A 13,947-nucleotide genomic window follows, 5' to 3' on the forward strand; every position below is an offset into this window, starting at 1 on the left:
TGCCCTTCTATCTCCAACTTTACAGGCAGATTGTAGCTATGAGCTTTTCAATATCTCTTCCGTAAAAGGGACAAGTGTAGGAGAATTCGTTGACCAACTCAGTGATGAATGTGGAATAAGCATCATTGTAACAGACAGTGAAGCAGAAAAAATTCTTACAAAAGGGATGAATAAAACCTTTTTAAAAAATCTTACAATCAATGAAGTGCTTGATTTGATCATTAAAGAAAATAGTCTTCAATATACATTAAATAATAATGTTTTGAAGATTTCATATCTAGCAACTAAAACATATAATATTGATTATATTATTTCACAACGTAAAGGCACCGGAAGTGCAAATATCACGTTAAGTTCAAATACTAGCACTTCAGCTACTACATCATCTGCAACATCTGCAAGCGGGCAGCAAAGTGGTGCATCTTCTGAATCAGGGATAAAAATAACGTCAAGTGATGAAGTACAATTTTGGGAAATTCTTGATAAGGAAATAGAAGGTATTCTTAACCGTCCTGAAGATGCCTATACTGCAAAACTGCCACTGATCAACAAAAATGCAGGTTTAATTACTGTAACGGCAACCAGTTCTCAATTAAAACGTCTGGATACTTATTTAGACGACCTTCAAAAGAAAATGCAGACACAAGTTTTAATGGATGTAAAAATGTACAGTGTCGTATTCAGCGATGCAACGTCAACGGGTATTGACTGGTCTCAACTCTATGCATTACAAAATATTGGACTAGGCTTTAACGTTTACAATACAAAAAACATTGATACGTTTACCGGTACGGCCAAAAATAATATCATCGGTGAGATTGAAACAGTGACGGGAGGCACAAATCCTCGTAATATCGGAAGCATTTTCCAGCTTGGGGCACAAGGCAGTCTTAATGAAGTTATCAAATTCTTGAAAACGCAAGGTGATGTCTACTCCATCTCAAATCCAAAAATTTTAACTTTAAATAATCAACCTGCCTTAATTACAGCAGGTACTGAATATTTTTACAAAACCAAAAACACTTCAACATTGGCAGGTGGAACGACAGGAGAACAGGCGACTACTGAAGTAGTCAGCTCCGTTTTTTCTGGGGTTTTACTGGACATCACTCCTGAAATTTCGAATGATGGCAGTATTACGTTACGAATCAATCCTTCTATTTCTGAAACAGCAAGCCAATTATCTGTCGATAATGCAACACGGAGTATGCCGCCCGATCTAAGTCGTCGTCAAATGTCATCAGTAATTAGCGTGAAAGATGGTAGCCGAGTTATTCTTGGAGGACTCATAAATACTAAAAATATTCAAGATGACAATAAAGTACCTTTATTAGGGGATATCCCAGTTCTTGGATATCTCTTCAAACGCGAAGGTATGAGTAAACGAACCGAAGAAATTGTAATTATTATTGAGCCGCATATTGTAAAAAAAGAAAAAGATTCACTTAGTTTAGGCGACTTAGGCTATACGCGTCTCGGAAAACAAATTGAAGAAGAAGTAAAGAAAGAAAGTAAATAGCGGATGGAGAACTCCCTTTTCTCGAAGCCGCGTGACCTTTTTTTAGACATTGTCAATCCAAGAGATTATGTTCAAATTGACAGTGTTTCACATATGTATCAATCATTGAAAAATTCGGTTCAAAAGCCATTAAAAATGATCTTGTTGTATGGCAGACCAGGGACCGGCAAAAGTATGCTGTTGCATAAATTACATCACGACCTCTCCAAGCATCAAAAAGTTTTAATGGTTTCAACTCCGATAGTGGATGAAGATGATTTTTTACGTGTTCTTGCCCAAAATATTTTTGGCCATGCACCTCGTGAAGTAATGACTCTTAACCGTTTTTTGGAAATCTCTTCGGCTCTCTCGCTGAGTACGATACCCATTGTTTTATTAGATGAAGCGCAGTTGTATTCCCCTGCATTAATGGAAAAAATTCGTCTTATATCCGATGCGAGAGCCATCAAATTTGTGATTACTCTTCATAAAACAGATCAAGAAGACATTATTGCAAAAGAACATTTTCAAACGCGTATATGGGAGAGTATTGAATTACAAAATGCCTCAGCTGAAGAACTCAAAATATACGTTCAAAAAAAGCTTCTCAAAGCTAACTGTTTTGATGTTGCCAATATGTTTAATGATAAAAATATGAAATTAATTGCCTCCTTAACAAGAGGGAACTATCGTGAGACCAATAAATTGCTCTTTTCTCTTTTTAGCTTGTATTGTTGGTATGAAGAAAATAATCCAACACTTATTAAATACAATACGATCAAACCTAAATGGATTGAAATGGCCGCTATTCATACAGGATTAATACATGCTTGATATTAAAAAATTGGAACGTCGCTGGTTAAAATACAAACTCAAATCTTTTGCCCCTTATTTTATTGTTTTTTTTCTATTGATATCATTGATTGTTGGTACTTTTTTATGGCTTAAAGCTGAAAAACCTATCCAGATCGCTATTGTAAAAAATCCAATTAGTATTTCCTCTAAAAAAACAACTGCCCTATCGCCTCTTACTCCGACAGTTGAAGACAACACTACTGTTTTAGAACCATCCATGGATTTTATTCAATCCTTTCAGAACACTCCAAGTCCTAATCAAACATCACTAACCTCCACTTCGGCAAAAACCAAATCTATCCCGCTGTCTGTAACATCGACACCAAAAACCTTGAATATACCAGAGTATGTTCCTCCTCCCGTTATGAAATCCAATAATCATGAAGGATCACTTTCGATCAATCGAAATAATGAGTCTAAACTCGATATAAATGATCTACAACGTCGATTTAAAGAGACTTCTAATGCTAATCTTGGTCTTTTTATTGCCCGCTATTATTATGATCATGGAAATTACGATGAAGCTTATAACTATGCTTTAAAAACCAATAATCTTAATAATCGAATCGATGAAAGCTGGATCCTTTTTTCAAAATCATTGGTAAAACTTGGTAGAACCGATCAAGCAAAAAAAACCCTTCAGCTTTATATTTCGCAATCCAATTCAGAAGCAGCAAGAGCTCTGTTAGACACTATTGAAAGAGGAAATTTTAAATGAAAATCATTGCTGTTTTAATTTTTTTTTCCTGTAGTTTATCTGCAGAGGTAAACCAAAAACTTTTTGACTTATATCAGAAAGGTATGTATTCAGAAGCTTGTACATTTGGATACACGTATTTTTCACGCAATTCTTCCAATGATTCCTTTATCTCTTTGATTGGATTTTCCTGTTTAAAAGCCGATCATATTGATCGCCTTTCACCAGTGATGTCAGCTTTATCAGAGACTGCAGATGCACGTGCCAACAGTGCTTATTTTGCACTTATTGTTATGCAAAAAAAACTCTTAATGCAAGCGTTGTATGATAATAAACCTATCCGTAATATGAATTTTCCTACCAGCGGTCATTTACTTTCAAAAATCTTTGATCTTTATGTCAAAAATCCAAAGAACAATGATATCATTAAAGAATATCAAGACCCTGCTGCTCCAAGACAAAGTTTTAAACTCTACACAACGCAGGTAAATGGGAAAAAGAGTATAGCGATAGATGAATATTATGATAAAATATTAACTATTCATCACGTATATTGAATAAGGATTAGGATATGGATCGGATTACCCACGATTTACTTGAAAAACGCCATATCACCCAACAGCAAATTGATCGTCTCACATCCAGAGGAGTTCAGGACGATACCGTTTTAGAGACACTTACGAAAGTGGGTGCTGTATCGATCAATTTTATCAAACGATTTATTGTTGAACAAATCCGACTCGGCCGATATGAATTCTCCATTATCAAAAATTACCATTTTTTAGATGAAGCATCGATACTATCCCATTTAGCTGAAGTTATCGAAGTTCCGTTTATCGATCTTGACTCCATTGATATGGATTATCGACTCGTTGAAAAAATACCGACGGCGCAACTTAAACGTTACAATGCCCTCCCTATTTCTCAAGATGACATGTACGTTGTTGTTGCGTTTTCTGACCCTTTAAATATGGAAGCGCAAGAGTCGATTCAACGTCTTTTCCCTCGTAAATCACTCAAAATTTCCGTTGCCACAGAGAAGCAGATTCAAGCCTATTTATTCAAAATGGAGCTGAAAGACAGTGTTAAAGAACTCGTTAGCAATATTCGCAACGAATTACGCAATATCGGAACCATTGAAGAACAGCAAGAAGCTTCCTCCATTCTCCAACTTATTGATGTTATTCTAAAAGCCTGCATAAAAGGACGTGCCAGTGACATCCATATTGAACCGACCGAGCGTAACTGTGTTGTACGTGGACGGGTGGATGGAAAATTGGCTGAAATCTTTATTTTCGACCGTGATATTTATCCCCCTTTGGCGTCACGAATTAAACTCTTAGCCAATCTTGATATCGCAGAACGCCGTAAACCTCAAGATGGTCGTTTTTCTGCGATGGTTATGGACGCCGAATTTGATTTTCGTCTCTCTACTCTCCCGATTATTTATGGAGAGTCCATCGTAATGCGTATTTTGGATAAAACCAAAGCGTTGGTCAAGCTTGAAGATTCAGGGATGGACAGTGCAAGTTACCAAAAACTCATTAAAGGGCTTCAGTCTCCTTTTGGTATTATCTTAGTTACCGGTCCTACCGGAAGCGGTAAAACAACGACTCTTTACGGTGCGTTAAACGAACTCCGTAATGTTGAAGATAAAGTCATCACCGTAGAAGATCCGGTTGAGTATCGTATGAATTTGATTCAACAGGTTCAAGTCAATCCAAAGGTTGGGCTCTCTTTCGCCGACGCTCTACGCTCCATTCTCCGTCAAGACCCGGATAAAATCATGATTGGAGAGATTCGTGACCATGAGACTCTGGAAATTGCTATTAAAGCAGCTCTTACAGGGCACTTGGTAATATCAACGCTTCATACCAATGATGCAATCAGCGCTATTCCCCGTATGTCTGACATGGGGATTGAGCCTTATCTGATTAGCGGTGCTTTAGTTGCAGTTCAAGCACAGCGACTTGTACGAAGGATTTGTACCCACTGTAAAAAAGAGGTTGATATACCGCAGACACTGCTTCAAGAGTACAGTGCACTCATTCCACCTCATACGGTTTTTTATGAAGGAGCTGGATGTAAAGAGTGCAATGGATCCGGTTATATGGGGCGTGAAATGATTTGTGAAGTGCTCCCTATGACTGAAAATATTTCCAGTATGATTGCAAGAGGGGCATCAAAAGATGACCTTCTCAAAGAAGCAAAGCGTGAAGGGTTTGTAGGTATGTTTGAAAATGGTATGGCAAAAGCCGTGCATGGAGTTACAACATTAGATGAAATACTAAGGGTGGCAAAAGGATGAAATATTTTATAGTAACAATTCTCACCAAAGGGAAAAAAACGGAACAAGGTTTGTATGCCGAAAATAAAAAAGAAGCCCATTATTTGGCTAAAATCAAATTTTCCGGGATGATATTAAAAGTCAATGAGACTTCAGCGCCGATTGAGGATCAGCTTCGCCGATTAAAAGAGAGCCTATTCTCTAACATACAAAAACGAAAGCTTAAACAAGATGCCCTTATTGCAGCCATACGCCAACTGGCCGTTATGACCAATGCAGGAATTTCGATTCATGATTCACTCAAAGAAATTGCCGATGCTACAACGGATAAAACATTGCAATTGGTTTTAGGAACAATAGCAGAGGATATCAATGCCGGGCACAGCCTTTCTCAATCTGCGGCAAAATTTTCCTACGAGCTTGGAAATCTCTCTTTAGCAATGATTGAACTCGGTGAAAAAACCGGTAATATGGCTGAAGCCCTCCATAAGCTTGCGGACATGCTCGAAGAGATCCGCCGTAATATTATCAAATTCAAAAAGGCGATGGCTTATCCGCGTAATGTTATGATTGCCATGGCCATCGCATTTACGGTTCTTATCTCTTACGTTGTACCTCAATTTAAAACGATCTTCGAACAGCTAGATGCTGAGCTTCCTATGCCAACAAAAATTTTATTGTTTTTAGAACATCTATTTAATACTTACGGTTTATATGTATTAGCAGGAATTTTTGTTTTTGTTGTTGCTTTTCGCTATATGCTTAATCACAATCGAGAATTTCGTTACAAATGGCATCAATTTCTTCTTAAAACCTACCTTATCAAAAATATCATTATGTACGCAACACTCAACCGGTTTACCCTTGTCTTTTCCGAACTTGTACGTGCCGGTATTCCCATTGCAGAAGCGCTGGAAACATCTATTGCAATGATTGATAATCTCCCGCTTCAAGAAAAGTTGCTGACGGTACGGCAAACCGTTGAAAAAGGGGGAACCCTCCATAACGGTTTAGCCGAAACAGGGCTTTTTGAAAATATGATCATCCAAATGATCTCTGCAGGGGAAGCAAGTGGTCAGCTCGATGCCATGATGCAAAAAGTCATGGAATATTATAAAATGAAGTTCGATGCAATTATCGACGGTCTTTCCGAAGCGATTGAACCGGTTATGCTTTTACTGATCGCTTGTATGGTTGTATTATTGGCACTGGGTATTTTCTTACCAATGTGGGAAATGGGGAATGCGGTCCAAGGCCGCCGCTAAAAAGAGGCTTTAAGCCTCTTCACTTGACCCTTTTGAGACTAAAGCATTATACGTTTCATCTTTAGGAATCAGCCCAGCCTCAAATAAAAATTGCGACGGGACAAAATTGGTTTTCTTGATTTTGTCATATTTAGCATAGCTCAGAAAGAGACGATCTTTTGCCCGTGTTACCGATACATAGAAAAGTCGTCTCTCCTCTTCAATACTTCCGCTTCGAGACATCAGTTTTCGGTTTGGAAACCGTCCATCCATTAAATCAATGACATACACTTCTTGGTATTCTAACCCTTTTGAAGCATGAATACTGAGCAGATGAACCCCTTCCCCCTGCGTCAAATCCTGTGAGCCCAAAACCATGGCATTCAAGAAACGTTCATGATCTTTATACGGGCGTGAAAGTTCAAACAAAAGAGTGCATTTTCGACGAATTCTCTCTTGTGATTCACTTTTAGCCCGCTCATCAATCGATCCATTTTCGGTCATAGCCCGCCTTGTGGAAAGCATCTCAACAACGTGCCCGTATAACGCTGAAAGTGCAATCTTTTGAACCGCAGCTTTTGGTTCTTTGATATCTCTCAATTGACGGAATAAAATAAATAGATCATGCAAAAAGGTAGCCGAATCTTTTGTGAGTTTAGCGTGCTTCAGAATCGGATTCCCCATAAAGTTAGGGTCCAATCCAAGCTTTGCAAATCGCCCTGCACTCCCAAGCTCAGCATAATCATCGAACAGCCCTAACTGATGATTAAGACGCCGTTTTTCAAACGGGTTAGAGATTTCAGAATCCGGTGAATACAATCCACGCAAAAACGAACCGCGACCCAGTTTTTGCAATGCCACAAACAGCTCTTTTGCAATTGCACTTCCTACCCCTTTGGCATAATCAAACAAATGGATAAAGGCCATCATATCCGATTCATTGACAAGCAGAGTATACATATCCAAAAGGGCTTTGATCTCTTTCGAATCAAAAAAACTGGTTCCCCCGCGCCGCCGACACGCTATTCCCATTTCACGTAAGGTCGCTTCAATACCATCTGCCGAGGCATTATTTCGAAAGATTACAGCGATTTCTTCTCGATTCGTAGAAGAATCACCGATTTTTTGAGCAATACCATGATACTGGTCAAACAGTTCATCATAGATAAGCAAGGAGGGGCTTTGCGCTTCTGCCGTTCGGGTTACTTCCAAAGCTTTTGGGTATATCCGTTCATTATAGGCGATAACCGTATTGGCCAAAGAGAGGATCGGAACGGTTGAACGGTAGTTTTTATTAAGAGTATAGACCTCAGCATCGGGGAAATTGGTCGTAAATGACCCAATAATAGAGATATCAGCCCCGTTAAAAGCATAAATACTCTGATCATAATCTCCCACACAAAAAAGTGACGGAGGGCGCATAGCGTTGATCAGCGTCCCCTGAAGGGCATTCGTATCTTGGTACTCGTCAATCAATACCTCTTTATACCCCAAATCACTCTGCTGTGCAAGATCACGCATATGAAGAAGCAAATCATTAAAATTTACGAAGCCATACTCTTTTTTCAGCGCTTCAAATTCATCAATAATATCGGCATAAATCGCCGCATACACAGCGTGTTCATCTTGCCTTGTTAAAATCCACTCTTCAAAATTAACGTTCAGTTCTGTATTTTGGTAAAAAGAATACACATCATACAGATAATTGGCACCGTATGCCGATGTCGCACAATCAATGTGGCTGAATGTCCGTTTTTCATACACACTGCGGAAAAGAGTTTTGAGTTCTCTGGGCTGTTTGAGAACGACTTTTCCCTCTTTGCGTTTGAGCCAGCGATAACTCACCGCATGAAATGTCCCGGCATCGATCTTAGAAGCGATCTCCCGACCGAAAAATGCCGCTACCCTCTCCACCATCTCAGCGGCGGCTTTGTTGGTAAAAGTAAGGAGTAAAATCTCTTCAGGTTTTACATTTTGAGAGATAAGATAAGCAATACGCCCAACAATCGTCGAAGTTTTTCCCGTACCGGCTGAAGCTATAATAAGATTATGTCCATACGGAGCAGTTGCGGCAGTATATTGTTGAACGTTGAGGCGGGAAAGTGGCAAGAGGCTCCTTGAAGCCCCAAGTATAGGAGCTACATTATGATTTAAAATTTTTGATAGGTTCAGCCAAGCCTAAACCGGGATGATTTTTCACATCTAATACCGCTTGCGCCATGGTCGCATTGTCTTGATTAAAAATAAGCGGGGCTAGGAAGTTTATGCACGATTCATCGAGCGGGTCTTGAATTACGGCGATATTATATACCACTACCTTTGAATCTTCATTAATGTCGAGTAATACTCGTATTGCTGTTGGCAAATCAAATGAATATTCACGCAAAACATATGGATTTGCCAAGGTAAAACTAATACTCCCGTCACAACTTTGAAGCGTTGAAAACAATTCATCAATCTCATGCAACTCTACACATCCAATACTTTCAAATCCTAATATTGTCGATTTAACTTGAAATTGCATTAATGATCCTTTAAACTACAGTATTTCCTCACTAAAAGCAAATCGCGTTCCTCCGAATTTTGGTATAATTCGCGATATTTTTTGTACCCAAGGCCTTGTTATGTCAGCTACCCATTACGATCCCAAAAATATTGAAGAGACTTACTATCCCATTTGGGAAGAGCGGGGTTATTTTGAAATCGACGGAAATAAATCGATTACAAAGCCGGATAAACATTTTGCCATTATGATGCCTCCGCCGAATGTCACGGGTAGGCTTCATATCGGACACGGTCTAACCTTCACCCTCCAAGACATTATCGTCCGCTACAAACGGATGGACGGTTATATGACCCTTTGGCAACCGGGAACCGACCATGCCGGAATTGCTACTCAAAACGTCGTGGAAAAACAGCTCCTTGCTGAGGGGAAAACCAAAGAAGAACTCGGACGCGAAGCGTTTTTAGAGCGTGTTTGGGAGTGGAAAGAGGAGAGCGGCGGGATTATGGTCGGACAACTCCGGAAACTCGGTGTCTCTCCCGCATGGAGTCGTGAACGCTTTACGATGGATGAGGGGCTAAAGTCCTCCGTTAAAGAGGCATTCGTCCACCTCTACAACCAAAATCTCATCGTACGCGGCAACTACATGGTCAACTGGTGTACTCATGATGGTGCATTGAGCGATATCGAAGTAGAGCACGAAGAACACCAGGGCAATTTCTACCACATGCGCTATCCGTTCAGTGACGGCAGCGGTCATATTGTGGTTGCTACCACCCGTCCTGAAACCTACTTCGGTGATACTGCCATTATGGTTCATCCTGATGATGAGCGTTACCTTCACCTCATCGGACAAAGTGTCACCCTTCCGCTTATAAACCGCGACATTAAAATCATTGCCGACAGTCATGTCGATCGTGAGTTTGGAACCGGTGTCGTAAAAGTCACTCCTGCGCATGATACGAATGACTACGAAGTGGGAAAACGACACGATCTGGAATTCATCACCGTGTTTGACGAAAAAGGGATATTGAACCAGCACGCCGGAGAGTTTGAAGGATTAGAGCGTCTCGAAGCACGCGCTGTTATCGTCAAACGTCTCGAAGAGGCGGGATTTATCGAGAAAATCGAAGAGCACACCCACCAAGTGGGGCATTGTTACCGCTGTAAAAATATCGTTGAACCGTATATTTCCAAACAGTGGTTTGTCCGCAAAGAGGTTGCACGCGGTTCTATTGATAAAACCAATGAGGGATTGACCCAATTTTTCCCTCCTCACTGGATCAACAGCTACAATGCTTGGATGGGTGAATTACGCGATTGGTGTATCTCACGCCAGCTTTGGTGGGGACATCGTATTCCGGTATTTTACTGCGACTCTTGCGCTCATGAGTGGGCTAGTTTGGAAGAACATCCGTCTTCATGCCCTCATTGTGCGAGTAAAAATTTCACTCAAGACCCTGATGTTCTCGATACATGGTTCAGCTCCGCACTCTGGCCGTTCTCAACACTCGGATGGGGGAACGGCGATACCGCTCAAGATCAACTCTTCCAAAGCGAAGATATGGCTCGTTTCTATCCTAACACTCTTCTTATCACCGGATTTGATATTCTTTTCTTCTGGGTTGCGCGTATGATGATGATGGGTGAGAGTTTTACGGGAGAGTTACCGTTTAAACATATCTACCTTCATGCATTGGTACGGGATGAGCACGGTCAAAAAATGTCCAAATCCAAAGGGAATGTCATCGATCCGCTCGATATGGTCGAAAAATACAGTGCCGATGCATTGCGTTTCACCTTAGCTGTCCTTGCAGTTCAAGGACGCGACATTCGGCTCAGTAACGACCGATTAGAGCAAAGTCGAAACTTTACCAACAAACTTTTTAATGCTTCAAAATTCTTGCAAATGAACGTGTCTACATTCAAAGATTTAGCGGATCAGGAAATCACCACTCCGCTGGGCCGCTATATGTTGAGCCGTTTTCACCGCGCGACAGCTGAGACGAGAGCATTCTTAGACGAATACCGTTTTAACGATGCGGCAACGGTACTTTACCGCTTCTTGTGGAATGAGTTCTGCGACTGGGGTATCGAGTTAGGGAAAGCGTCCAAAGAGAGCGTTAACGAACTGGGAAGCATCTTCAAAGAGTCAATGAAACTTCTCCATCCGTTTATGCCTTTTATCACCGAGTACCTTTATCATGAACTCTCCGGCACCTCGCTCGAAGAGGGTAATTCGATTATGGTAATGTCGTATCCTGAAGAGGTGACGGTGAATGAAGCGATCGAAGCAGAATTTGCCATCATCATGGATGCCATTGTAACTATTCGCCGGGCTAAAACCCTTGTTGATTTGGGGAACCAAAAAATCGATCTCGCTTACCTTAAATGCAATGGCGATCAAGAGACGATGGCACCATTCATTATCCGCCTAGCCAAAGTAGAAACACTTCATTTTACCGATTCTAAAATCGACAATGCGATTAGCGATATCGGAGAATCGGTTGAGGTTTACCTTCCAACCGACGCGATTGATTTGAGCCCGATCATCGACCGACTCACGAAACAGCGTGAAAAACTCCAAAAAGAGGCTGACAAACTACAAGGGATGCTCTCCAATGAGCGTTTTGTAGCCAATGCTCCTGAAGCGGTCATCATCCAAAACCGTGAAGGATTAGCCGATGCGGAAGATAAAGTATCCAAAATCGATGCTCAGCTCGGTGCGTTAGGCAACTAACGTGCAATTTCGGGAACTCTCCTCAACTGAGCTGAGCGAGGGATACACTCTCCTCTCAGCACTCCGCACCGAACTCTCAAATGATCAATTTGAAACGTTTATCACGTCTCACTATCCCAAAGATTACCGTCCTATCGGCGCCTATGAGAGGGGAGCGTTACGGATATATGCAGGTGTGAGTATACGGGAGAATTTAGAGTTAGGACGGCACTTAATCGTTGATGATTTTATTACCCATCTTGGGTATGAGTATCTGAGTCTAGAGATGATCGATTATTTGGGTGATTACGCCAAAATGCATAACTGTCAAAGTATTTTAATCTGGGGAAAACAACAGGGGTTGTCAATCAATCATTTGGGAGGATTCCGTCCCAAACGAGACGGATTTATCAAAACCTTTTAATTATTCCGCGATCCCTTCGATTTCTACAATAAGTTTCACTTCATCTCCGACAACCACACCGCCAGCTTCTATCGCTTTGTTCCAATTCAAACCATAATCTTTACGGTTAATTTGACCACTCAACACAAATCCAGAACGTTGATTGCCCCACGGATCTTCCACAACTCCACCCATGTCGATATCCAAAACAACTTTTTTCATAATGCCTCGAATCGTCAAATTTCCCGTCATTTTACTTTTTGATGTACTTGTCATCACAAATGAAATATCCCCAAATTTTGCCGCATCAAAGAAATCCGAGCTTCGTAAATGATCATCACGCTTCACAATCCCCGTATCGATAGAATCCGCTTTCATTGAACCGCTCAATGATTTAAACTGCCCCTTCTCTAAATCATAAATCCCGCTGAAATTAGTGAATTTTCCGCTTACTGTACTGATCATCATATGTTTGACTTTAAACCCTACGTTTGAATGGGATGGATCCACTTTATAGAGAGCAGCCGAGAGCGCCGTTGAACCGAGCAATAAGCCTACCATTACTGTTGCTAAAATATTCTTTTTCATCGTCTATCCTTTTGGGTTAATCTGTGCATATTGTAGATTGTTTTTCTCAATGAATTATTAACGTAAGAATAATGATGATACTTTTTAAGCTATACTTTTGCTATCAATTTCCAAAGGTTTCTCATGCACTTATGCGTTGCACTTGATCTTCCAAATCAGGAAGACAATTTAGCTCTCGTTACAAAAATCAAAGACTATTCTATTTGGCTCAAAGTAGGTTTGCGCTCTTACATTCGTGACGGAAAACCCTTTATAGATGCAATCAAAACCATCAATCCCGATTTTAAAATCTTTTTGGATCTCAAACTTTATGATATCCCTAATACGATGGCTGACGCTGCGGAATCGATCATGGGCTTAGGTGTTGATATGTTCAATGTTCACGCTTCCGCCGGCCGAAAAGCAATGCGAGAAGTGATGAAGCGTCTTGAACCGTATGAAAATCGCCCTTTAGTCCTTGCCGTTACAGCCCTCACATCGTTCGAAGAAAGTGAGTTCAACCATGTCTATAATGAAAATATAGCAACCAAAGCGGATTGTTTTGCAAAAGATGCGCATGAAGCGGGATTGGACGGTGTCGTATGCAGTGCTTACGAAAGTGCTTCGATTAAATCTCTTACCTCAAAAGGCTTCATCACTCTAACACCGGGCATCCGCCCGTTTGGCGAAGATGCGGGGGATCAGGAGCGTGTTGCGACAATAGAAGTAGCACAAAATGAAAAAGTTGATTTTATCGTCGTCGGTCGCCCGATTTATAACGCTGAAAACCCTGCTGAAGTAGTGGAAAAAATACTCGCTGTTTTATAAATTGGCATATTCTTTGCTTTATTTCTTTAAATACTTGCAAGGATACCGCATGAAATTTATGGATAAAATCGAGTTAATTGTGAAATTAAAAGAAAAAATTGCTGAAGCAAAAGCTTCCAATGAAGCTCTTGCCATTCAATTACAATCCCTTTTGGATCAAATAATCTCTAATCCAAAAAACTCCCCGGCAATTTAACCTAAACAAGCACCAATTTAAGGTGCTTGTTATCTACACCTGCTTATAATTACGCCCTCTTTGTAAATGGACGAGTAGGAAAGCGGCTGAATCCACCTCCCTGCTAAGGAGACGTACTGGCAACGGTACCGAGAGTTCGAATCTCTCCTC

At 40.7% G+C, this 13,947-nt stretch carries 13 protein-coding genes; 10 read left to right on the plus strand and 3 right to left on the minus strand.

Going from position 1 to position 13,947, the window contains the following annotated elements:
* From mshL to A3G19_RS10440, 6 genes are all read left to right on the plus strand, one after another.
* On the plus strand, positions 1-1,519 hold a 1,519-nt coding region (gene mshL / locus A3G19_RS10415; protein ID WP_294872672.1), incomplete at its 5' end, for a pilus (MSHA type) biogenesis protein MshL.
* Between the two features lie 3 nt (positions 1,520-1,522).
* The gene (locus tag A3G19_RS10420; protein WP_015654179.1) at positions 1,523-2,332 is read left to right on the plus strand and encodes an ATP-binding protein; all 810 of its coding nucleotides are present in this window, start codon (positions 1,523-1,525) and stop codon (positions 2,330-2,332) included.
* Positions 2,325-3,071 (plus strand): CDC27 family protein, encoded by a 747-nt coding sequence (locus A3G19_RS10425; protein ID WP_015654180.1) that lies wholly within the window; start codon positions 2,325-2,327, stop codon positions 3,069-3,071. Before A3G19_RS10420 ends, A3G19_RS10425 begins: the two co-directional genes overlap by 8 nt.
* A complete protein-coding gene (locus A3G19_RS10430; RefSeq protein WP_015654181.1) occupies positions 3,068-3,607 on the plus strand; it encodes a hypothetical protein in 540 nt (179 codons plus the stop codon). Before A3G19_RS10425 ends, A3G19_RS10430 begins: the two co-directional genes overlap by 4 nt.
* Positions 3,608-3,621: 14 nt before the next feature.
* Positions 3,622-5,358: a GspE/PulE family protein gene (locus tag A3G19_RS10435; RefSeq protein ID WP_015654182.1), complete on the plus strand. Its 1,737-nt coding sequence runs from the start codon at positions 3,622-3,624 to the stop codon at positions 5,356-5,358.
* Positions 5,355-6,602, plus strand: a complete 1,248-nt coding sequence (locus tag A3G19_RS10440) for a type II secretion system F family protein (protein WP_015654183.1) — start codon at positions 5,355-5,357, stop codon at positions 6,600-6,602. Before A3G19_RS10435 ends, A3G19_RS10440 begins: the two co-directional genes overlap by 4 nt.
* A 9-nt stretch (positions 6,603-6,611) precedes the next feature.
* On the opposite strand, the gene A3G19_RS10445 is transcribed toward A3G19_RS10440, so the two are convergent.
* Positions 6,612-8,690, minus strand: coding sequence for an ATP-dependent helicase (locus A3G19_RS10445; RefSeq protein ID WP_015654184.1), 2,079 nt, complete (start codon positions 8,688-8,690; stop codon positions 6,612-6,614).
* Between the two features lie 34 nt (positions 8,691-8,724).
* Positions 8,725-9,105 carry a flagellar assembly protein FliW gene (fliW, locus tag A3G19_RS10450; RefSeq protein WP_015654185.1) on the minus strand — a complete coding sequence of 127 codons (381 nt, stop codon included), beginning with the start codon at positions 9,103-9,105 and terminating at the stop codon, positions 8,725-8,727.
* A 100-nt stretch (positions 9,106-9,205) separates the two neighbouring features.
* Between fliW and A3G19_RS10455 the strand changes: the two genes are divergently transcribed.
* Together A3G19_RS10455 and A3G19_RS10460 are read left to right on the plus strand one after the other, a co-directional pair.
* Positions 9,206-11,824, plus strand: coding sequence for a valine--tRNA ligase (locus A3G19_RS10455; RefSeq protein WP_015654186.1), 2,619 nt, complete (start codon positions 9,206-9,208; stop codon positions 11,822-11,824).
* A gap of 1 nt (position 11,825) precedes the next feature.
* Positions 11,826-12,227, plus strand: a complete 402-nt coding sequence (locus tag A3G19_RS10460) for a hypothetical protein (RefSeq protein WP_015654187.1) — start codon at positions 11,826-11,828, stop codon at positions 12,225-12,227.
* Here the strand turns inward: A3G19_RS10460 and A3G19_RS10465 are convergent, their stop codons facing one another.
* On the minus strand, positions 12,228-12,794 hold the full coding sequence (locus tag A3G19_RS10465) for a YceI family protein (protein ID WP_294872675.1): 567 nt from the start codon (positions 12,792-12,794) through the stop codon (positions 12,228-12,230).
* A 123-nt stretch (positions 12,795-12,917) separates the two neighbouring features.
* Between A3G19_RS10465 and pyrF the strand changes: the two genes are divergently transcribed.
* The gene (gene pyrF / locus A3G19_RS10470) at positions 12,918-13,601 is read left to right on the plus strand and encodes an orotidine-5'-phosphate decarboxylase (RefSeq protein ID WP_294872678.1); all 684 of its coding nucleotides are present in this window, start codon (positions 12,918-12,920) and stop codon (positions 13,599-13,601) included.
* A 49-nt stretch (positions 13,602-13,650) separates the two neighbouring features.
* Positions 13,651-13,797, plus strand: a complete 147-nt coding sequence (locus A3G19_RS10475) for a hypothetical protein (protein WP_291750876.1) — start codon at positions 13,651-13,653, stop codon at positions 13,795-13,797.
* Positions 13,798-13,947 lie beyond the last annotated feature (150 nt).

It is taken from the genome of Sulfuricurvum sp. RIFCSPLOWO2_12_FULL_43_24 (genome assembly GCF_001829605.1).
Taxonomy (GTDB): domain Bacteria; phylum Campylobacterota; class Campylobacteria; order Campylobacterales; family Sulfurimonadaceae; genus Sulfuricurvum.

Coding starts and splice junctions, on each gene's coding strand:
- A3G19_RS10425 (WP_015654180.1), top strand. CDS start 2,325: ATGCTTGATATTAAAAAATTGGAACGTCGCTGGTTAAAATACAAACTC.
- A3G19_RS10455 (WP_015654186.1), top strand. CDS start 9,206: ATGTCAGCTACCCATTACGATCCCAAAAATATTGAAGAGACTTACTAT.
- fliW (WP_015654185.1), bottom strand. CDS start 9,105: ATGCAATTTCAAGTTAAATCGACAATATTAGGATTTGAAAGTATTGGA.
- A3G19_RS10475 (WP_291750876.1), top strand. CDS start 13,651: ATGAAATTTATGGATAAAATCGAGTTAATTGTGAAATTAAAAGAAAAA.
- A3G19_RS10430 (WP_015654181.1), top strand. CDS start 3,068: ATGAAAATCATTGCTGTTTTAATTTTTTTTTCCTGTAGTTTATCTGCA.
- A3G19_RS10440 (WP_015654183.1), top strand. CDS start 5,355: ATGAAATATTTTATAGTAACAATTCTCACCAAAGGGAAAAAAACGGAA.
- A3G19_RS10465 (WP_294872675.1), bottom strand. CDS start 12,794: ATGAAAAAGAATATTTTAGCAACAGTAATGGTAGGCTTATTGCTCGGT.
- pyrF (WP_294872678.1), top strand. CDS start 12,918: ATGCACTTATGCGTTGCACTTGATCTTCCAAATCAGGAAGACAATTTA.
- A3G19_RS10435 (WP_015654182.1), top strand. CDS start 3,622: ATGGATCGGATTACCCACGATTTACTTGAAAAACGCCATATCACCCAA.
- A3G19_RS10420 (WP_015654179.1), top strand. CDS start 1,523: ATGGAGAACTCCCTTTTCTCGAAGCCGCGTGACCTTTTTTTAGACATT.